The 18,695-nt window shown below is 66.0% G+C and carries 20 protein-coding genes; 8 read left to right on the top strand and 12 right to left on the bottom strand.

Going from position 1 to position 18,695, the window contains the following annotated elements; translation table 11 throughout:
- Positions 1-662: 662 nt before the first annotated feature.
- The 3 genes from AC1PLS_RS06080 to AC1PLS_RS06090 form a co-directional block, all read right to left on the bottom strand.
- On the bottom strand, positions 663-2,318 hold the full coding sequence (locus tag AC1PLS_RS06080) for a phosphoethanolamine transferase (RefSeq protein WP_184431828.1): 1,656 nt from the start codon (positions 2,316-2,318) through the stop codon (positions 663-665).
- Positions 2,315-3,079: a phosphatase PAP2 family protein gene (locus AC1PLS_RS06085; protein ID WP_104600886.1), complete on the bottom strand. Its 765-nt coding sequence runs from the start codon at positions 3,077-3,079 to the stop codon at positions 2,315-2,317. The genes AC1PLS_RS06080 and AC1PLS_RS06085 overlap by 4 nt, the downstream gene beginning before the upstream one ends.
- A 100-nt stretch (positions 3,080-3,179) precedes the next feature.
- Positions 3,180-4,913 (bottom strand): ArnT family glycosyltransferase, encoded by a 1,734-nt coding sequence (locus AC1PLS_RS06090; protein WP_184431826.1) that lies wholly within the window; start codon positions 4,911-4,913, stop codon positions 3,180-3,182.
- Between the two features lie 136 nt (positions 4,914-5,049).
- Between AC1PLS_RS06090 and AC1PLS_RS06095 the strand changes: the two genes are divergently transcribed.
- Positions 5,050-5,766 (top strand): response regulator transcription factor, encoded by a 717-nt coding sequence (locus tag AC1PLS_RS06095; RefSeq protein ID WP_481104284.1) that lies wholly within the window; start codon positions 5,050-5,052, stop codon positions 5,764-5,766.
- The gene (locus tag AC1PLS_RS06100) at positions 5,759-7,054 is read left to right on the top strand and encodes a sensor histidine kinase (RefSeq protein ID WP_046342007.1); all 1,296 of its coding nucleotides are present in this window, start codon (positions 5,759-5,761) and stop codon (positions 7,052-7,054) included. Before AC1PLS_RS06095 ends, AC1PLS_RS06100 begins: the two co-directional genes overlap by 8 nt.
- Positions 7,055-7,231: 177 nt before the next feature.
- Here the strand turns inward: AC1PLS_RS06100 and AC1PLS_RS06105 are convergent, their stop codons facing one another.
- The 5 genes from AC1PLS_RS06105 to AC1PLS_RS06125 all read right to left on the bottom strand — a co-directional run bounded on the left by AC1PLS_RS06105 (position 7,232) and on the right by AC1PLS_RS06125 (position 10,247).
- Positions 7,232-7,723, bottom strand: coding sequence for a hypothetical protein (locus tag AC1PLS_RS06105; protein ID WP_102252572.1), 492 nt, complete (start codon positions 7,721-7,723; stop codon positions 7,232-7,234).
- Between the two features lie 69 nt (positions 7,724-7,792).
- Positions 7,793-8,050, bottom strand: coding sequence for a cell division topological specificity factor MinE (gene minE / locus AC1PLS_RS06110; protein ID WP_005994583.1), 258 nt, complete (start codon positions 8,048-8,050; stop codon positions 7,793-7,795).
- Positions 8,051-8,052: 2 nt separating this feature from the next.
- Positions 8,053-8,862 carry a septum site-determining protein MinD gene (gene minD, locus AC1PLS_RS06115; RefSeq protein WP_046342008.1) on the bottom strand — a complete coding sequence of 270 codons (810 nt, stop codon included), beginning with the start codon at positions 8,860-8,862 and terminating at the stop codon, positions 8,053-8,055.
- 35 nt (positions 8,863-8,897) lie between these two features.
- Positions 8,898-9,644, bottom strand: coding sequence for a septum site-determining protein MinC (gene minC, locus AC1PLS_RS06120; protein WP_016901690.1), 747 nt, complete (start codon positions 9,642-9,644; stop codon positions 8,898-8,900).
- Positions 9,645-9,647: 3 nt separating this feature from the next.
- Positions 9,648-10,247 (bottom strand): GNAT family N-acetyltransferase, encoded by a 600-nt coding sequence (locus AC1PLS_RS06125; RefSeq protein ID WP_024939465.1) that lies wholly within the window; start codon positions 10,245-10,247, stop codon positions 9,648-9,650.
- A 226-nt stretch (positions 10,248-10,473) separates the two neighbouring features.
- Between AC1PLS_RS06125 and AC1PLS_RS06130 the strand changes: the two genes are divergently transcribed.
- The 5 genes from AC1PLS_RS06130 (at position 10,474) to AC1PLS_RS06150 (ending at position 15,011) form a co-directional block, all read left to right on the top strand.
- On the top strand, positions 10,474-11,670 hold the full coding sequence (locus AC1PLS_RS06130; RefSeq protein ID WP_016901692.1) for a sensor histidine kinase: 1,197 nt from the start codon (positions 10,474-10,476) through the stop codon (positions 11,668-11,670).
- A complete protein-coding gene (locus AC1PLS_RS06135) occupies positions 11,670-12,311 on the top strand; it encodes a response regulator (protein WP_016901693.1) in 642 nt (213 codons plus the stop codon). The genes AC1PLS_RS06130 and AC1PLS_RS06135 overlap by 1 nt, the downstream gene beginning before the upstream one ends.
- Before the next feature lie 374 nt (positions 12,312-12,685).
- On the top strand, positions 12,686-13,867 hold the full coding sequence (locus AC1PLS_RS06140; RefSeq protein ID WP_024939464.1) for a polyketide cyclase: 1,182 nt from the start codon (positions 12,686-12,688) through the stop codon (positions 13,865-13,867).
- Between the two features lie 95 nt (positions 13,868-13,962).
- Complete coding sequence (locus tag AC1PLS_RS06145) at positions 13,963-14,334, top strand: DUF423 domain-containing protein (protein WP_039815377.1); 372 nt, start codon at positions 13,963-13,965, stop codon at positions 14,332-14,334.
- 2 nt (positions 14,335-14,336) lie between these two features.
- Positions 14,337-15,011 carry a DNA-3-methyladenine glycosylase family protein gene (locus AC1PLS_RS06150; protein ID WP_481104285.1) on the top strand — a complete coding sequence of 225 codons (675 nt, stop codon included), beginning with the start codon at positions 14,337-14,339 and terminating at the stop codon, positions 15,009-15,011.
- A 37-nt stretch (positions 15,012-15,048) separates the two neighbouring features.
- Here the strand turns inward: AC1PLS_RS06150 and AC1PLS_RS06155 are convergent, their stop codons facing one another.
- The 4 genes from AC1PLS_RS06155 to AC1PLS_RS06170 all read right to left on the bottom strand — a co-directional run bounded on the left by AC1PLS_RS06155 (position 15,049) and on the right by AC1PLS_RS06170 (position 17,342).
- Positions 15,049-15,846 (bottom strand): M15 family metallopeptidase, encoded by a 798-nt coding sequence (locus AC1PLS_RS06155; RefSeq protein WP_184431820.1) that lies wholly within the window; start codon positions 15,844-15,846, stop codon positions 15,049-15,051.
- Between the two features lie 156 nt (positions 15,847-16,002).
- Positions 16,003-16,182, bottom strand: coding sequence for a type II toxin-antitoxin system antitoxin (locus tag AC1PLS_RS06160; RefSeq protein WP_024939461.1), 180 nt, complete (start codon positions 16,180-16,182; stop codon positions 16,003-16,005).
- Positions 16,179-16,463: a hypothetical protein gene (locus tag AC1PLS_RS06165; RefSeq protein WP_184431817.1), complete on the bottom strand. Its 285-nt coding sequence runs from the start codon at positions 16,461-16,463 to the stop codon at positions 16,179-16,181. Before AC1PLS_RS06165 ends, AC1PLS_RS06160 begins: the two co-directional genes overlap by 4 nt.
- A gap of 9 nt (positions 16,464-16,472) precedes the next feature.
- Positions 16,473-17,342 (bottom strand): SPFH domain-containing protein, encoded by an 870-nt coding sequence (locus tag AC1PLS_RS06170; protein WP_016901700.1) that lies wholly within the window; start codon positions 17,340-17,342, stop codon positions 16,473-16,475.
- 127 nt (positions 17,343-17,469) lie between these two features.
- Between AC1PLS_RS06170 and purT the strand changes: the two genes are divergently transcribed.
- Positions 17,470-18,669: a formate-dependent phosphoribosylglycinamide formyltransferase gene (gene purT, locus AC1PLS_RS06175; RefSeq protein ID WP_054590905.1), complete on the top strand. Its 1,200-nt coding sequence runs from the start codon at positions 17,470-17,472 to the stop codon at positions 18,667-18,669.
- Positions 18,670-18,695 lie beyond the last annotated feature (26 nt).

Here is an 18,695-nt window from a genome sequence, read left to right on the forward strand (position 1 = left end):
CGCTTGGCTGCGGGGCCCTTGCCCGCCCACCCTCGCAGGACACGCCGCAAGTACGTCCATGTAGGCTCTTACGCGGCATCCATGCCGCGTAAGGTCCCGCGAGGGTGGGCGGGCAAGGACCAGTCGAGATGGTCGGTGTGCACGGTAAGAGCAGTGCGTAATGCGCGTTGTTAGATGCTCGAAGTCCGACACACACGCGACAAGCAGCTTGTCACGCGTTGTTTTGGGTGTCGTGCTCCAAAGGTCTGGACAGCGCGGATAGATCGGCTACAGAGCGGATGATCTGCGGCTGGGTTGCAGGGCCCTTGCCCGCCCACCCTCGCAGGACGCGCCGCAAGTACGTCCGTGTAGGCGCTTACGCGGCATCCATGCCGCGTAAGGTCCCGCGACGGTGGGCGGGCAAGGACCTGTCGAGATAGTCGGTGTGCACGGTAAGAGCAGTGCCTGATGCGCGTTGTTCGGAGCGTCGTGCGTCCGAAAATCTTTCCATCGCAAGCCGCGCAGCAAGTCTTCAAAAAAGAAGCCGACCAATTTACTGGCGCGGTGTCCTCGCCGGCATGGATGCCGCCAAGGAACCTCCACGGGAGGATTCACGGCGTATCGCGCGAGCGGCTAGGGCACCGTGCCTTCGATAAGCCATGCTTGAAGAAATCCAGCCGCATTTATCCCGTGCATTGCGCGAACAGATCGCGCTCACGTGCATAGACGCTGGTCTTAACCTGCATCAGCCCGAGCACCGATGGAAACAGCGCGTCCTGGTCGGTGTACTTGCCGGCACGGTGGCGCAGGCAGGTTTCGTCCAGGCCGCGGTCGCGCGCGAACTCCGGCGAGAACCACATCACCATCGGCACGTGGGTCTGTTCCTTGGGTGCGATCGCGTATGGCACGCCATGCAGGTAGAGGCCTTTTTCTCCGAGTGATTCGCCGTGATCGGAGAGGTAGATCATCGCGGTGTCGTAGTCCTGCAGCCCGCGCAGCGTGTGGATGGCCTGGTTGAGGAAGTGATCGGTATAGGTGATGGAATTGTCGTAGGCGTTGACGATGTCCTGGCGGCTGCAACTGCCCAGGTCGGCGGTCTTGCACACCGGTTTGAAGCGCTCGAACTGTGCCGGGTAGCGCTCGAAGTAACTCGGCCCGTGGCTGCCGAGTTGATGCAGCACCACCACGCGGTCGCCGGGCTTTGCGCGCACTTGCGCAGCCAGGTCGCTCAGCAGGATCTCGTCCATGCAGCGGCCATCGGCACACAGCTCTGGCGTGGTGGCATCGTCCAGCTTCTGGATGTCCAGGCCATCGCAGACGCCCTTGCAGCCGGACTGGTTGTCGCGCCACAGCGTGGAAATGCCGGCGTGTTCGAGCACATGCAGCAGCGACTGGTGGCCGCGTATCGTGTCCTCGTTGTAATCGCGGCGGCCGAACGGCGAGAACATGCATGGCACCGAGACCTCGGTGCTGGTGCCGCAGGAATGCATGTCAGGGAAATTGATCACTCCGGCCTGCGCCAGCTCGGGCGTGGTCTGGCGCGCATAGCCGTTGAGGCCCCAGTTCTGCGCACGTGCGGTTTCGCCCAGCACCACCAGCAGCAGGCGCGGACGGCTTCCGGGTGCACGTGGTGTGGCCATGGCGTCGTGTTCGACCGGTTGCTTGGGCGCATGCTTGATTGGCGAATCGGATTTGAGGTTCTGCCGCAGTGCCACGATGTAGTTGATCGGCGTGGCCAGGTAACGTACCTCGCGGTGATTGCGCATCAACGCCGAGACGTCCTGCGACGACAGCATCGCGCCGGCCGCGCCGACCACTGCCACCACCAGCAAGAAACCGGCGCGGATTGCCAGTGATCTGCCGATGCTGCGTGCTTGCAGACGCGTGCGCCACAACAGCGTGGCCGGAATCAGGAAGTAGCACAGCAGCGGCAGGATCAGGCCGGGCGTGAGCAGTTCGCGCGATTCCTTGTGGTCGGTATGCAGCACATTGCGCAGCATGTCCGCATCCAGGTAGACGTTGTAGCTGTCCATGTAATGCGCAGCCAGCGCGGTGGTGAACAGCAGCAGCGTCAACAGCGGTTTGGCGTTCCAGCGCCACACCAGCAGGCCCAGCAATAACGCATGCACGGCCACCAGCAAGGCCATCAACGAGATGGCAAACCCGAGACTGCCCGGATGCGTGGCCATGGCCGTGTGCCAGAACAGCTGGTTGCACACCAGTGCGAAGAAAAGACTCGACAACAACACCAAGGTTTCGGTCGAGACCGTCGGTCGCGTCGTCCAGCTCAGTGCGCGCAGGCGCTTGAACCCACGCGATTGCGGTAAATAGGTACTCATGCTGCATCCCCCGATTGCAACACCACAACATTGGCGCGATGCGGTCGAGCCAGCATCACGCAGTACAGTGCAAGTGCAGTTCCCCAACACACCGCCAGCGACCACAGGTCATGCGACAGAAAATGCGCGCCGCGTAATTGCTGTGCAATCCCGAACAACAACCCTGCCGCGATGCCCAGCCACAATGCAGGAACACGCCACGCGGGACGTAGTGCCAGCGCACAGAAATACAGCGCCACCCACGCATAACCGGCGCTGGCATGGCCTGCAGGAAAACAACCGGACGCAGCAATGCCGTGGCGCGATTCGAACAGCCCGATCATCTGCTGGGTGCCGCCGTAACGGCTCAGATCCCACGGGCAATCCATCGCCGTCCACGACTTGAGCAAGGACACCAGCGAGGTCGACAGTGCGATCGATGCAGCCAGATACGTCAGCGGCCAGCGCAGCACGCGCAGGCGCGGCCGGTACCAGGCAACCAGCGCCAGCACCAGCACGCTGACAGCGCCAGCGGTGCTCAACCATTTGCCGACACGGTGAATCACGCCACTGGTGAACCAGTGGTCCTTGAGCAGCCACTGCCCACCTTCCAGCCGATACAGCGCATCGGCAACCCACTGGTCGCCGCCGGCGCCCATCAACAACGCGCTGAGCACCAGTACGCCTGCCAGCGGCAGCCATAGATGCCGAACGAGAAAGCGGGTTTGCGCAACAGTGGCTGTGCGCGCCAGGGCAGGTGCGTATACGGGAAGCGTGGTCATCGAAGCATCGGCCGGTGGTCTATGCCCGGCATCTTCGAAAGCGGCATGTCGGAAAGCGGTCGGACCGGAGTTGTCCGGCGGTTAACGCGCTATCCGGCGTTCAGTCTGTCTCGCTGTCGCCACCGCCGGTGTTGGTGTCGGAGGCGGTTGCAACGCAACCGGCATGCCATGCCGTGCCCGGCACCAACTGCCATTGATTGCGGTTGGACTCGCCAATATCGATCCGTTGCGCCGGATCGATGCACGCCGGTACCGCCTGCTTGAGGACGAACAGCCAACGGCGCTCAGGTGCGTCTGCAAGCCACGGACCGGCCTTGGCCCACTGCTGCTGCCAACTCGCCTTGAAGCCGAAGTCGGTGACCGGTCGATCCGCCTGCAGCATGTTCTGCTCGCGCCAGGCCAGCATACCAAGCTCGGCCTCCGGGCCGATGCGCTGTCCCGCGCGCTGCATCAAGCCAGCGGCAGAACTGTAAGGGTCCAGTGCCGGCATCAAGCCCAGGCCGTACACGCTCCACAGCGCGGCGGTCACCACCACCACCGCGGTGCCGGTGCGCTTGCCACGCGACCATGCAATTGCCGCCAGGCCGACCACGCCCAGGCCGATCAACCAGACACCCACCGACCGCAGCGAGGCCAACTCCATTCCGCGCTGCAGCGCGGTGTTTTCCGCCCAGTGCAGATGCAGCGCGATACCGCTGCCCAATGCGAGAGCGGCCAGTGCGAGCAGCAGCAGGTAGCCGGTCAGCAATACGCGGACGCCACGCTTGCGCAGCAGCCCAGCCAGAAGCGGTGCAGCGGCAATGCACAGGGCCGGCAGCATCGGAAAGATGTAGACCTCGCGCTTGCCCGGGCTGGCGCTGAAGAACACCAGTACCAACACGCTCCAGGCAAGCAGCAACAGATAGCGCGGGTCGCTGCGCCGCAGCCGTCGCCACCAGGCCGGCAGCAACCAGGGCAACAGCAGGCAGCCGGGCAACCACAGCGTGGCGATCACCTGCAGGTAGTACCAGGCCGGCTTGAGGTGATGCCAGGCGTGGGCGTAACGGGTACCGGTCTGCTTGAACAACAACTCGTGCGCGTAGGCATGCAGCGCCGGGTCGTTGCTCTGCCACAACGCGATGCCCAGCGGACCAAGCCACACCGCGGTCCCCGCCAGGAACGCGGGCAGCACCAGCAACCAGCTGCGCCCGGCCTGTGCGCGTGCCGGCAGCACGCGCCAGTGCCTGCGCGGCAGCGCCATCCACGGCAGCAACAGCAGCAAGGGCAGAAAGCCCACGCCCTTGGTCACCGTGCCCACGCCGGCGGCGAACAATCCCAGCGTCCATGCGCGCCAGTCCGGCCCGCGCAGCAGATGCCGCAGCATCCCCCACAACGACAGCGTGGTCAGCGCCACCAGCACCATGTCGATCTGCGCACGCTTGGCCATCAGGCCGAACTGCAGCACCGCAAACAACGCCAGTACCGCATGCCGCGCCACGCGCCGGTTCCACAACCGCCGCGCGATGTCCCAGGTCAGCCATAACGTGGCGAGCGCAGCCAGCAGCGACGGCAGCAGGAACGCGACCGGCCAGTGCGGCACCAGCTCGTAGCTGGCTGCCTGCAACCACATGAAAACCGGCGGTTTTTCGGCATACAGCTCGCTGCCCCGGTGCGGCAATAGCCATTGACCGGTCGCAACCATGCTGCGTGCGGCCAGCACAAAGCGCGGCTCGTCCGGCGGGTTGGGCTGGCGCAGGCCCAGCCCGGCCAGCAGGCTGACGACGATCAGCAACACGGCGGCGAGCAGTGCGCGCTGGCGGGAAGTGGCGGCGGAGATGGCAGGCGACACGCGCACGCCCCGATCGGTGGGGCGCCACACTATCCGGCAAGCAGGTCGGAATTTTGTCGGAGCCATCCAGAGCGGCTGTGTTCGGCCAGGCTCGGTTAGGATGCGCACATCGTCCCTGCCGGGCCGCCCTGGAAACGCGCTCATGCGGCTGCTGGTCATCGAAGACAACCGCAACATGGTTGCCAACCTGTTCGACTATTTCGAAGCGCGCGGGCACACCCTTGACGCAGCGCCTGACGGCATCACCGGCCTGCATCTGGCCACCACCCAGCAGTACGACGTGCTGGTGCTGGACTGGATGATGCCGCGCATGGACGGCCCGGAAGTGCTGCGCCGCCTGCGCGAGCAGCACCAGTCCGAGCTGCCGGTGATCATGCTCACCGCCCGCGACGAGTTGCCCGACAAGATCGCCGGCTTCCGGGCTGGTGCCGACGACTATCTGACCAAGCCGTTCGCGCTGCCGGAACTGGAGGTCCGCATCGAGGCCCTGCTTGCGCGTGCGCATGGGCGCCGACGCGGCAAGTTGCTGCAGGTGGCCGATCTGCGTCTGGACCTGTCCACCCTCGAAGCCACCCGCGCCGGCCAGGTGCTGCACCTGTATCCGGCCTGCCGCAAGCTGCTGGAAGTGCTGATGCAGGCGAGCCCCGCCGCGGTCACCCGGCAGCGGCTGGAGCAATCGCTATGGGGCGACGATCCGCCCGATGGCGACATGCTGCGCTCGCATATCTACGAGTTGCGTCGCAGCGTGGACGGCCCGTTCGCGCAGAAACTGATCCACACCCTGCCGCGGCTGGGCTATCGCCTGGCGCCGCTGCAAGGTGCCGGCGATCCGGCTGCGGGCGAGTGCAGCGATGCTTAGGCAGCGCCCGTTGGGCCGCCGCGTGCTGGTGTGGTTGTTCGGCTACACGTTGTTGATGGTGCTGGCGGTGTTCGGCACCGCGCAGTATCTGCACGAGCGCGCAGAACACGGCGTGTGGCGCTCGTTGCTGAATTCGGAGCTGGACAGCATCCTGGATCGCAGTGCGCAGAATCCGGATTACCGCTGGCAGGACTCGGACACCCTGCGGCTGTATCGCGTCGACGGCAGCGCGGCAGTGCCGCCGGTCCTGCGCACGCTGCATCCCGGCCTGCACGACGAGCTGGAAATCGCCGGCCGCCAGAGCGCGGTGATGGTGCGCGACACGCCGCATGCCGGGCGCCTGGCGCTGGTGCTGGATATCACCGACTTCGAGGCGCTGGAGCAGTTCATCACCCGCTGGATGCTGGCGGCAGGCGTCGCGCTGATCGGCATCACCTTGCTGATGGGCACTTATGCGATGGCGCGGCTGGTGCGCCCGCTGGTGGAGCTGGCGCGCGACATCGGCGCGCTGCGTCCGGAGCGGCGTGCACAACGCATTGCTGTTGGCCCGCAGGGCAGCGCCGAGCTGTACGTGATTGCCGACGCGCTCAACGACTATCTCGATCGCAACGGCCAGTTCGTCGAACGCGAACGCGCCTTCATCGACAGTGCCAGCCATGAGTTGCGCACCCCGCTGGCGGTGATCGGCAATGCTGCCGAACTGGCGCTGGAACAAGCCGGCACACCGCCGGCGGTGCGCCACCAGCTGGAGCGCATCGCCCAGACCAGCGCCGCGGTGGAGCAGTTGATCACCTTGTTGCTGGTGCTGGCCAAGGACCCCGGCCGGCTGACGCGCAGCAGCGATACGCTGCGTCTGGACCAGTTGCTGCCGGAGATCGTCGCCGACCACGCGCATCTGCTCGCCGACAAGGATCTGCAGGTACTCACCGATCCGCTTCCGCCATGCAGCCTCACCGCACCGGTGGCGATCGTGCAGACCGCCATCGGCAACCTGTTGCGCAACGCGATCGAGAACAGCGACCGCGGCATCATCCGCGTCTCGCTATCGGCACCAGGTGTGGTGCGCATTGCCGACCCGGGCCACGGCATGACGCCGGAGGAGATCAGCGCGATCTACGCGCGCCTGGCGCGCGGCAACGCACGCCAGGGCAACGGCATCGGACTGGAACTGATCGGACGGCTCTGCGAGCATCTGGGCTGGCATCTGAACCTGGATTCCAATGCCGGGCAGGGCACGGTGGCGACGCTGGACCTGTCCGGGGCATTGGCCGCGACAGCGAAGGGATGATGGGGCAGTCACGCAGGCGGTGACATCGCACGTGGTCGCGCACACGCCGCTTGTGTGGCATCTGCCAGCGCCCGACGGCTGTTTACTACGGCGTGGCAGCCACTGCGTTGAGTGGACGCATCGACTGATCTCGAGAGCCGCATCCAGCGCAACGCCCCTCGACCACGGCGCGGGCACTCAGGCCGGCAGCAAGCCGCGCGCGCTCAACCAGCTGCGCGCATTTTCTGCGTCCTGCTCGAACCAGGCGCGCGTGGATCCCAGCCGGTAGGTATAGCCCCAGGTGTCCATGTCGGTCATCAGGCGCGCGCTGCCCACGCCCGGCAATTGCTCGGCCAGCAGGATCTGCAGATAACAGGTGGCGTCTTCCTCATCCACCGAATCGGTGGCGTCGGTATGCACAGCCGCGCGTTTGTCGGCCGGCAGGACGATCAGATGCCCGGCCTCGTGCAACAGCGAATGCACCGGCGTGTCGTCACGCACATAGACATCGCAGCCGATGATGCCGGCTTCCGGTTCGCCCCAGAAACTGCCAGGGATCGGCGCGCCGGCTTCCACGCGATGCAGGCGCAGGCCATAGCGGGCAAGCAGCGCGGCCGGTGCGTCCAGGCCGATATCGCCCACGCACAACACGCTGGCTGGCTCGGGGCTGGGAGAGGAATCGATGGTCACACGCAAAGGCTCGCGGTCGGTTCGGGCCGTCAAGGCGGCACCGTGCAAACACGGTGCCGCAGGGGACGCTTACTTGTCGCCGTCTTCGGGCAAGGCAACCGAAATATCGAGCACGTCATGCTCGCCATCCTTGACCAGATCAACCCGCACCGCATCGGCGTCGATGTTGACGTACTTCTTGATCACTTCCAGCAATTCGCGCTGCAGCAGCGGCAGGTAATCCGGCCCGCCGCGGTGGTTGCGCTCCTGCGCAATGATGATCTGCAGGCGGTTCTTGGCCGTCTCGGCGGTGTTCTTCTTGCTCTTGAGAAAATCGAGCAGGCCCATGCTTACCCTCCGAACAGCTTGCTGAAGAAGCCTTTCTTCTCCACGGATGTGAATCGCATCGGGCGCTCTTCGCCCATGATGCGGGCGACCGCGTCGTCGTAGGCCTGGCCGGCCGGGGACTCGGCATCCAGGATCACCGGCTCGCCCTTGTTGGAGGCGTTGAGCACATCGCCGGATTCGGGAATCACGCCGATGGCCTTCAGCCCCAGCACTTCTTCCACGTCGGTGATGCTGAGCATCTCGCCGCCTTCCACGCGGCCCGGGCTGTAGCGGGTCAGCAGCAGGAAGGCCGGCACGGTCTGGCCTTGCTCGGCCTTGCGGGTCTTGGAATCGAGCAGGCCGATGATACGGTCCGAGTCGCGGACCGAGGAAACTTCCGGATTGACCACCACCACCGCGCGGTCGGCGAAATACATCGCCAGGAACGCGCCTTTCTCGATGCCGGCCGGCGAATCGCAGACGATGTAGTCGAAGCCGTCGGCGGCCAGGTCCTTGAGCACCTTCTCCACGCCTTCCTGGGTCAGCGCGTCCTTGTCGCGGGTCTGCGAGGCAGCCAGCACGTACAGGTTGTCGAAGCGCTTGTCCTTGATCAGCGACTGCTTGAGCGTGGCTTCGCCATGCACGACGTTGACGAAGTCGTACACCACGCGCCGCTCGCAGCCCATGATCAGGTCCAGGTTGCGCAGACCGACGTCGAAGTCGATGACGGCGACCTTCTTGCCGCGCCGTGCCAGCCCGCAGGCCAGGCTCGCGCTGGTGGTGGTCTTGCCAACGCCGCCCTTGCCGGAGGTGACTACGATGATTTCAGCCAAAGGATTTCTCCGAATATTTCTGTGGTTGGGCTGCGTCAGTCCAGCGCAGCGATCTTGATCTGATCCTGCTCCAGCCAGACCTGGACGGCCTTGCCACGCAGGTCCATGGGAACATCGTCCAGCACCTTGTAGTGGCCAGCGATGGCAACCAGTTCGGCGTGGAAGTCGCGGCAGAAGATGCGCGCGTCAGGGTTGCCCTGGGCGCCGGCCAACGCGCGGCCACGCAGGGTACCGTAGATATGGATGCTGCCGTCGGCGATGACCTCCGCCCCGGCACCGACCGTACTGAGCACAGTCAGGTCGCAGTTCTCCGCATACAGCTGCTGGCCCGAGCGCACCGCGTTGCGTTGCATGCGCCCAGGCGCCGGCCGCGCCGCTGGCGCTGCGGGTTCGGCACGCGCCGGTGGTGGCGGGGGTGGCGGCGGGCTCACCGCGGTCGGCTCGTATTGCGCGCGGAACTTGGCCAGCAGCGGTACGCCGAGCTGTTGCGAGAGCAGGTCGATCTCGCTGGTGCCGTAGGCCAGCGCCACCGGCAACACGCCGGCATCGCGCAGTCCGTCCAGCAGCGCCTTGGCCGTGGCCAGGTCCGGTACCTGCGACAAGCCGCCGAAATCCAGGATCACCGCCGCGCGTCCGAACAACTTCGGCGCGCGGGTCACGCGCTCGCGCATCTCGCGCACCAGGCGCGGCACGTCCAGCGTGCGCACGCGCAGGTTGGCAATGCCCACCTGGCCGATCTTCAGTTCGCCGGCCTGTTCAAAATCCACATTCACGCTCGCCACGCCTCAGCTCCCCGTCGACGGGTTGTCGGTGGCGGCGGCATGACGCGGCCGGCCGACCCACGGCAGGTGGTCGGGCAACTTGCCGGCATAGGTCTCCTTGACCCACGGATAGCTGCACATGTCTTTCATCAGCATGCTGGCGCGCACCTCGACATCGGCCATGGTGTTCTGGCCGACCTCGCGGAAGCCGAAGCTGCCATGGAACAGCAGCGCCGCATCGGCGCCATGGTCCAGGAACACCTCGCAGGCCAGTTGCGGGTAGCGCAACTCGGTGTAGCTCTGCACATCGGCATAGAACGCACGCCCGACGCCACCGCCGCGACGGCGGCTGGCGACCACGATGCGGTCGATATAGAAGAATTCCGGGTAACGGTCCCGGAACCAGGCGAAATTGCTGCTGTCATGCGCACTGCCGCTGCCGAACCCGACCAGGAACCCGGCCAGGTTGCCGTCGCGCTCGGCGACGCGGAAATATTCGGCCTGCTCGTAGAAACGTTGCAGCTTGGTTGAATCCAGCGGCAGGATTGCCAGTCCGGCATTGTTGTTCAGGGCCAGGACGGAATCGAGCTCGTGCTCGCGCACGTCGCGGATAACGATCGACATTGGGACTCCGTGGGGTAACGCTCTCGACCCGAAATCGGATCTGCGTCGGATTATTGCATGCGTGGCCTGAAGCGGCGACCCGCCGTGTGCTGCCAGCCAGGCATGAGAACCGACTGCAGCATGCCAATGCCGGCAGCTCCTGCTGCCAGGCCCGGCGCGCCATGCCACACGCATGCATGACTTCCGGCAAGAGGGCAGCCGCCCGGCGAGCGCCTAAGATGCCTGCATGTTGGGATACCTCAGTCATACGCGCGTCCTGCGCTTCGCCGGCCTGTTCACCTGGGCGATGATCGCCATGCCCTTGGTGTACACCTACTGGCCAGCCGCAGAAGAGGGCGACCACCGCAGCGTGGCCGAAGGCCTGCTGATGTCGGCGTTCTTCGTCGGCTTCGGCGCCAGCTACTTCTGGCTGACCCGCGGCCTGAGCAGCGGCGGCCATGCGCATTGGTACGACCGGCTGATCCTGCTGCTGCTGACCATCTTCGCGCTGGCGGTCAGCTATCTCAGCGGGACCGGGCTGGGCAGCATTCTGATGATGGTGGCGGCGGGGGTGATCCCCTGGTTGCTGCCGCTGCGCATCGGCGTGGCCTGGCTGGTGCTCAGCCAGCTGGCGGTGCTGCCGGTGTTCTATTACCTGCGCCCGGACTTCACCCTGTTCGCCGCGCTGATGCAGTCGCTGCTGTACGGCGGCTTTTCGATGTTCATCTTCGTGACCAGCCTGGTCGCGCGCCAGCAGACCGATGCCCGCGAAGAACAGCGCCGGCTCAATGCCGAGCTGCGCGCCACCCGCGCGCTGCTGGCCGAAAGCGCCCGCGTCAACGAGCGCACCCGCATCTCGCGCGAGCTGCACGACCTGCTCGGCCACCACCTCACCGCGCTGAGCCTGAACCTGGAAGTGGCCGGCCACATCACCGACGGCCAGGCCCAGGAGCACGTGCGCCAGGCGCATACGCTGGCCAAGCTGCTGCTCACCGACGTGCGCGAAGCGGTCAGCCACCTGCGCGACAGCGGCGCGATCGACCTGGAAGCGGCCCTGCGCCCGCTGGTGACCCAGGTGCCGTCGCTGGACATCCACCTGGACATCGCCCAGCCGCTGACCCTGGACGACCCCGAGCGCGCCCACGTGCTGCTGCGCTGTACCCAGGAAATCATCACCAATGCGGTGCGCCATGCCGGTGCGCGCAACCTGTGGATCCAGGTGCGGCGCGATGCCGACACCGTGTTGATCGACGCGCGCGACGATGGCCATGGCGCCGACACGGTGGCGCCCGGCAACGGGCTGCGCGGCATGCGCGAGCGGCTGAACCAGTATGGTGGCCAGCTCGAGATTCAAACCCGGCGGGGTGACGGCTTCGGCCTGCGCATCTCCGTCCCAGGCGCGCCGGCACTGATGCCTGCGGCCGTGACTCAAGGAGTGTTCTGATGATCCGTGTGTGCCTGGTCGACGACCAAACCCTGGTACGCCAGGGCATCCGCTCGCTGCTGGCGCTGGATAACGGCATCGAGGTGGTGGCCGAGGCCTCGGACGGCAAGCAGGCGGTTGAGCAGATCCCGCAGGTCCAGCCCGATGTGGTGCTGATGGACATGCGCATGCCGGTGATGTCCGGCCTGGAGGCGCTGCAGATGCTCTCGCGCAACGGCACGCTGCCGCCGACCATCATCCTGACCACCTTCGACGACGACCAGCTGGTGCTGGCCGGGCTCAAGGCCGGCGCCAAGGGCTACCTGCTCAAGGACGTCTCGCTGGAACAACTGGTCGGCGCGATCCGCACCGTGGCCGACGGCGGCTCGCTGGTGCAGCCGGCGGTGACCCAGCGCCTGCTGTCGGGCCTGGAGCACATGCGCAACGAGTTCGTCAGCCTGGACCGGCCCGATCCGCTGACCGACCGCGAGACCGAGATCCTGCGGCTGATGGCCAGCGGCTTCTCCAACAAGGAGATCGCCAACTCGCTGGGCGTGGCCGAGGGCACCATCAAGAATCACGTCTCCAACATCCTGTCCAAGCTCGGCGTGCGCGACCGCACCCGCGCGGTGCTGAAGGCCTTCGAGCTGCAATTGGTCTGATCGGCAGCGCAGGCGGCGCGGCGTGCGGCATGGCGGCCACGCGTGCCGCACGCTGCGCGTACGCCAGGGCACCCGGCGGGGTGGTCTGGTCGTTTCCAACCTGATCACGCACGCGGCCGGGAGGCAGAACGTGGCGCCGGCGGCAATCGCATCACACACAGGCATCGCGCGATGTGCATGATAGCTGCGCGCAATCTGACCAAACCCTTGTGCAGGTTGGGGTTGCGCAGTCATGGGCTGCGCGGTTGCGCGGTGGATGACACCGCAAGACCGCGCTACCCGTCGCACAACTGAACATCTTTCTCGAAGCCTGCTAGGATGGCGGCTTCGCTTCACTCAACCCGGCCGTGGGATCGGCCCCGGAGACCTCCTGAATGACCCGTATTATCGAGTTCCTGATCGCCTTGGGGATCGTGGCTGGCTTGTTTGTCGTGGTGGGCTTGGTGTTGCCCTCGGAGCGGCAGATGTCCGAGAGTGTTGAGACCAACCGCAGGATGACGATTGTTTACGACACCGTGAACAGCTTCCGTCGTTTCAAGGATTGGAACCCGCTTGTGCTGCGTGACCCGAAGATCCAGCTGAAGCTGGTCGGCCCGAACGAGGGCAAGGGTGCACGCGTCGAATACAGCTCCACCGAAGGCTACATCGGCGACGGTAGCTGGGAGATCACCAACAGCGTCAAGAACGAGCGTGTTGAGATTTCGATCGACGATCCCACCAAGGGCTACGACAAAGTCACCAATTTCACCCTTGCGCCAACCGGCAAGAACAACAAGAACGTCAAGATCACCCAGGACTACAGCGTCAAGTACGGCTGGAACCTGTTCGGTCGTTATGCCGGCCTGTATGTCAGCCGCCACGTGGGCGACGACCTGAAGCTGGGTCTGTCGCGTCTGGCGACCGCACTGGCGACCGTGCCGAATTTCGACTACCGCGCCCAGCTCGACGGCAAGCCGGTGTTGAGCGATCTCAAGCTCGTCGATGTGCCGGCCGAGGACCTGCTGGTCGTCAACGCAGGCAACATCGATCGTGACAACGAGACGATCAAGAAGTCGATCAAGGACAACCAGGAGTGGATCAAGCGCGTGATGGACGCCAACGGCCTCGAGGCTGCTGGTCCGGTCCGCATCGTGACCACCGACTTCGCTAGCGACAAGTACGCGTTCGACGTCGTGCAGCCGGTCCGCAAGCGTGCCGGTGGCGCGCCGAAGACCGATGCCAAGGCCGACACCGCCAAGGCCGATGCCAAGAAGGATGACGCCGCGGCTGCCGCACCTGTGGATGCAACCCCGGTTGCTGCAGCGGGCGAGGAGTTGAAGGTCAACATCCCGTCGGAAGCACCGGTCAAGTACGAGCGCACCAAGGCACACCGTTCCGCGTTTGCGACCTACGCAGGCCACATGGCCGGCCTGGACGCAGTGCGTAGCTCCCTGCGTGCCTGGGCTGCCACCAACGGCAACGACGTGACCGAGCGTCCGTACGAGTCGTGGAAGGGCGGCGTGGACAAGTCGTTTACGCAGGACGGTACCTACGACGTCTACTGGGCCATCAAGTAATCGTCTCACCACGATGATCTGATCCAGACGAAAACGCGCCGCAGTCCTGCGGCGCGTTTTTTTTTGCGCCACGGCGCTGCAATGGAATCGCCTTTATGTCACTGCTCGAACGTCGCAAGAAACATCCGTCGCTGCTGGCGTTTTGCGGCGCCTTGCTGGCCGCCAGCGCGGTGGGCCTGTCGGCCTATGCCTCGCACGGGGTAGCCGATGCGCTGGTGCAATCGCGGCTGCAACTGGCAGCGCTGTATGCCTTTGGCCACGGTGCCGTGCTGACGGTACTCGGCGCCACCGAAACGCGCGCGCTTGGCCGGCTCGGCCTGTATCTGCTGTTGCTCGGCACGCTGCTGTTTGCCGGCAGCCTGGTCGGCGGCGCGCTGCTGCACTGGCCCACCAGCCTTGCACCGGTGGGCGGCGTCAGCCTGATGCTGGGCTGGGCGGTGCTGGCGATCGGCGCGTTGAGGCGCTGAGCATGCCGCGCCATACCCGCGGATTCGATGTAGAGGCCGCCTTTGCGTACCTGAGCCGGCGCGATCGTGCGCTGGGCGCGTGGATGAAGCGCATCGGCCCGATCACCGCGCAGCCGGGTTGGCGCAAGCCGTTCGATCCGGTGGATGCGTTGGCGCGCGCGATCCTGTTCCAGCAACTCAGCGGCAAGGCCGCATCGACGATCGTGGCGCGGGTGGAGGCGGCCATCGGTGCGCCGCGCCTGCATGCAGACACGCTCGGTCGCATCGACGACGCGGCACTGCGCGCGTGTGGCGTGTCCGGCAACAAGTCGCTGGCGCTGCGCGATCTGGCGCGCCGCGAGCGCGATGGCGAGATTCCCTCCCTGCGCAGGCTCGCCTTCATGGACGAGGAAGCGATCGTGCAGGCGCTGATCCCGGTGCGCGGCATCGGCCGCTGGACGGTGGAGATGATGCTGATGTTCCGCCTGGGGCGCCCGGATCTTCTGCCCGTCGATGACCTGGGCGTGCGCAAGGGCGCCCAGCGCGTGGACAGGCAGGAACAGATGCCCACGCCGAAGGAACTGGCCATCCGCGGCGAACGCTGGGCCCCGTACCGCAGCTACGCCGCGTTTTATCTATGGAAGATCTCCGACTTCAGCGTGGCAGCCAAAGTGCCGACGCCGCGCTCGCAGGAGTAGGGCGTTGCAGTGCGGTGCGTGCGGCTTGCCGCGCGCATTACGCCGCCGACCAACGCCAGTGCCAGGGCTCGTAGATGATGCCGTAGGGATTGTCGCGCGGATAACTCAGCCGGTAGCCAAAGCGATCCGCGTTGTCGCGCAGCCACGCGAAGGCCGGCGTGGTCTCGAAGGATTCTTCCACCGGCGGCTCGCCGGGCGTGCCGATATCCAGTGCATCGCCGCTGTGGTGTTCGCTGAAGCCGGGCGCGGTGTTGACCGCCAGGATTTGCGGCACCGTCAGGCCGCGCGCCAGCTTGCGTTCGAAGATCGCCAGTTGGTAATCGTGGCTGCGATACCCGGACAACGCATCCAGCAGCACGCCAGCGCGTGCAGCGTCGGCCTGCATCTGTCGCCATGCACGGCTTGCGCCGGCGCTGAGCCACAACGGACGCGCAAAACGATCGCGTCCGGCAAAGTGCAGGGCAGCAGGTTCGGCCACCAGGCTCAGCCCGGTCTGCCGTGGATACGCCTCCACGTCGATTTCCAGTTGCGCCAGCCGCTGCTGCACGCCGCTGACCGGCAACAGCGTGTTCGTACGGTCCGATGCACGCCCGCCTGGCAGTTCCAGCAGCGCCAGTGCCTCGTCCAGCCCCGGCTCGTACGCCAGTCGCGGGATCAACGGCATCAGGCCCTGCGGCAGATGCGCGGCCAGGTAGCGCCCGTCGCGCTTGCGCCGCAGCAGCCAGTCGGCCTGCGCCAGCACGCGTGCATCCGCATTGCCGCGCGCACGCGGCAGGTCTGCCGGCCACAGTTCGATGGTGCGGGTGTTGAGGAGCAGACGTGGAGAATTGCGCATCTACCCAGCTTAGCGGGTGCTACGTGAGGGCTGCCAGTCCGGAGCGGCGCGAATGCTGGCGTGCGCCGATAGAGATGCTCCGTTGAGCAGCGGTGGGCGGATGCATACGAACGGGAACAGTCGCTTTCCTCTCAACCAATCACGCCTTTGCTTTGTTCAAGCATCGGCGTCCTTGTCGCCCTGCGGCTTCGGCAGGCGCCCGGCCTTGCGTAGCGCGTCGCGCAGCACGTATTCGATCTGCGCGTTGAGGCTGCGCAGTTCGTCGTCGGCCCAGCGCTGCGCGGCGGCCAGCACGTCGGCGTTGATGCGCAGCGGGTAGGCCTTCTTCTCGCTCACTCGCGCTCCTGGCGGCCGCTGTAGCGGCGCAGGTGCATCACCATCGACACGATCAACACATTCACACCGACGAGCATGCCGATCACCACCGCGTAGATGCCGGCGCGGTTGTCGCCGGCCCAGTACAGGCAGGCAGCACCGATCAGGATGACCAGGCTGATCAGGGCCCAGCGCAGCCCCAGGCCGCGCGCGCGGTCGTCGTCGTCCGCACCGATGGAGGCGGCGATTGCCAATGCAGGCAAGCCGGAAAGCGCGACGACCAACGGCACCATGACATTCATTGCATCACCTCAATACAGCGAGCCGGCGTTGACCACCGGTTGGGTGCCACGATCAGAACACAACACGGTGAGCAGGTTGCTGACCATGTGCGCCTTGCGCTCTTCGTCCAGCTGCACCACGCCGTTTTTCTGCAGCTCGGCCAGCGCCATTTCGACCATGCCCACCGCACCGGCGACGATGCGCGTGCGTGCGGCGATCACCGCATTGGCCTGCTGGCGTTGCAGCATGGCCTGGGCGATTTCCGGCGCGTAGGCGAGGTGGCTGATGCGCGCTTCGATCACGTCCACGCCGGCCTGGGTCAGGCGCTCGTCCAGATGGCGCTTGAGCTGTTCGCTGATTTCGGCCGGATGGCTGCGCAGCGAGATCTGATCGTCTTCGTGCTGGTCGTACGGGTAGCTGGTGGCCATCGCGCGCAGCGCCGCTTCGGACTGGATATGCACGAAGCTTTCGTAATCGTCGACGTTGTAGACCGCCTCGGAAGCGTCCAGCACCTGCCACACGATGACCGCGGCGATCTCGATCGGGCTGCCGTCCAGTTCGTTGACCTTGAGCCGGCCGCTCTCGAAGTTGCGCACGCGCTGGCTGACCCGGCGCTTGGCGTAGAAAGGGCTGTTCCAGCGCAGGCCCGGGTCCTTGACCGTGCCGACGTACTTGCCGAACAGGCTCAGCACCGCCGCCTGGTTCGGCTCCAGCGTGTACAGGCCGGCCAGCATGAAGATGCCCGCCGCCACCACCAACAGCGCAATCAGGAACCCGGCTGGAGTCGGGCTGCCGGCCGCCAGGGTCGTGAGAATGAACCAGGCGGCGCCCGCGAACGCGGCGCCAGCGGCGAGGATGACCGGGATGCCCGGCAGTGAGCTGATCGGCTTCTCTTTCATGAGGTGGGTGTCCTTGGGGAGTGGAAAAAAGATATCAAAGTGATATCAGTCGATGCAAGTCGCGCAGCCGGCGGCCATGGTGATGGCCCGTTAGAATGGCGGCCCCCTCCCGATCTGGACTGCGCTCATGACTACTCTCGGCACGCCGTTGTCGCCTTCCGCCACCCGCGTGTTGTTGCTGGGCTCGGGCGAGCTGGGCAAGGAAGTGGCGATCGAATTGCAGCGCTTCGGGGTGGAAGTGATCGCCGCCGATCGCTATGCCGACGCGCCGGCGATGCAGGTGGCGCACCGTTCGCACGTGCTGGATATGCTCGATCCCCAGGCGCTGCGCGCGCTGATCGCCCGGGAGCAGCCGCATCTGATCGTGCCGGAGATCGAGGCGATCCATACCGAAACGCTGCTCGCGCTGGAACGCGAGCAGGGCCAGCGGGTCATCCCGACCGCGCGCGCCGCACGCCTGACCATGGACCGCGAGGGCATCCGTCGCCTGGCTGCCGAAACGCTGGGCCTGCCGACCTCGCCGTATCGCTTCGTCGACACGGCTGCCGAGTATCGCGAGGCGATCGCCGCGGTGGGCCTGCCGTGCGTGGTCAAGCCGGTGATGTCGTCCTCGGGCAAGGGCCAGAGCACCCTGCGCAGCGAGGCGGACATCGAGGCGGCCTGGGACTACGCGCAGACCGGCGGACGTGCCGGTGCCGGCCGCTGCATCGTCGAGGGCTTCATCGACTTCGATTACGAGATCACCTTGTTGACCGTGCGGCATGCCGGCGGCACCTCGTTCTGCGACCCGATCGGGCATTGGCAGAAGGACGGCGACTACCGCGAGAGCTGGCAGCCGCAGCCGATGTCAGCGGCCGCCTTGCAGCGCTCGCAGCAGATCGCGCAGGCCATCACCGACGACCTGGGCGGTCTGGGCCTGTTCGGCGTGGAGTTGTTCGTCAAGGGCGACGAGGTGTGGTTCAGCGAGGTCTCGCCACGCCCGCACGACACCGGCCTGGTCACGCTGGTCTCGCAGGAGCTGAGCGAATTCGCCCTGCACGCGCGCGCGATTCTCGGCCTGCCGGTCGGTGCGGAAAACGGCGGCGTGATCCGTCAGAGCGGCCCGTCGGCCTCGTGCGCGCTGCTGGCGCACGGTCATGGCGTGCCGGCCTTCGACAATGTCGCGCAGGCTTTGCGCGACCCGGACACCGCACTGCGCCTGTTCGGCAAGCCGCGCGTGGACGGTCACCGCCGCGTCGGCGTCACGCTGGCGCGTGCCGACAGCATCGACGCCGCGCGCGAGAAGGCGCGGGTAGCCGCAGAGGCGTTGCAGATCCAGCTGGACTGAGCGCTGCGCGGGTCACGGCGCGGTTG

This window comes from Xanthomonas sp. NCPPB 3218, from assembly GCF_056725185.1.

Excerpts from the sequence above, each read along its gene's own strand:
- AC1PLS_RS06080 (WP_184431828.1), bottom strand. The coding sequence starts at position 2,318 with ATGAGTACCTATTTACCGCAATCGCGTGGGTTCAAGCGCCTGCGCGCA.
- AC1PLS_RS06085 (WP_104600886.1), bottom strand. The coding sequence starts at position 3,079 with ATGACCACGCTTCCCGTATACGCACCTGCCCTGGCGCGCACAGCCACT.
- AC1PLS_RS06095 (WP_481104284.1), top strand. The coding sequence starts at position 5,050 with ATGCGGCTGCTGGTCATCGAAGACAACCGCAACATGGTTGCCAACCTG.
- AC1PLS_RS06100 (WP_046342007.1), top strand. The coding sequence starts at position 5,759 with ATGCTTAGGCAGCGCCCGTTGGGCCGCCGCGTGCTGGTGTGGTTGTTC.
- minE (WP_005994583.1), bottom strand. The coding sequence starts at position 8,050 with ATGGGCCTGCTCGATTTTCTCAAGAGCAAGAAGAACACCGCCGAGACG.
- AC1PLS_RS06125 (WP_024939465.1), bottom strand. The coding sequence starts at position 10,247 with ATGTCGATCGTTATCCGCGACGTGCGCGAGCACGAGCTCGATTCCGTC.
- AC1PLS_RS06130 (WP_016901692.1), top strand. The coding sequence starts at position 10,474 with ATGTTGGGATACCTCAGTCATACGCGCGTCCTGCGCTTCGCCGGCCTG.
- AC1PLS_RS06135 (WP_016901693.1), top strand. The coding sequence starts at position 11,670 with ATGATCCGTGTGTGCCTGGTCGACGACCAAACCCTGGTACGCCAGGGC.
- AC1PLS_RS06140 (WP_024939464.1), top strand. The coding sequence starts at position 12,686 with ATGACCCGTATTATCGAGTTCCTGATCGCCTTGGGGATCGTGGCTGGC.
- AC1PLS_RS06145 (WP_039815377.1), top strand. The coding sequence starts at position 13,963 with ATGTCACTGCTCGAACGTCGCAAGAAACATCCGTCGCTGCTGGCGTTT.
- AC1PLS_RS06150 (WP_481104285.1), top strand. The coding sequence starts at position 14,337 with ATGCCGCGCCATACCCGCGGATTCGATGTAGAGGCCGCCTTTGCGTAC.
- AC1PLS_RS06155 (WP_184431820.1), bottom strand. The coding sequence starts at position 15,846 with ATGCGCAATTCTCCACGTCTGCTCCTCAACACCCGCACCATCGAACTG.
- AC1PLS_RS06165 (WP_184431817.1), bottom strand. The coding sequence starts at position 16,463 with ATGAATGTCATGGTGCCGTTGGTCGTCGCGCTTTCCGGCTTGCCTGCA.
- AC1PLS_RS06170 (WP_016901700.1), bottom strand. The coding sequence starts at position 17,342 with ATGAAAGAGAAGCCGATCAGCTCACTGCCGGGCATCCCGGTCATCCTC.
- purT (WP_054590905.1), top strand. The coding sequence starts at position 17,470 with ATGACTACTCTCGGCACGCCGTTGTCGCCTTCCGCCACCCGCGTGTTG.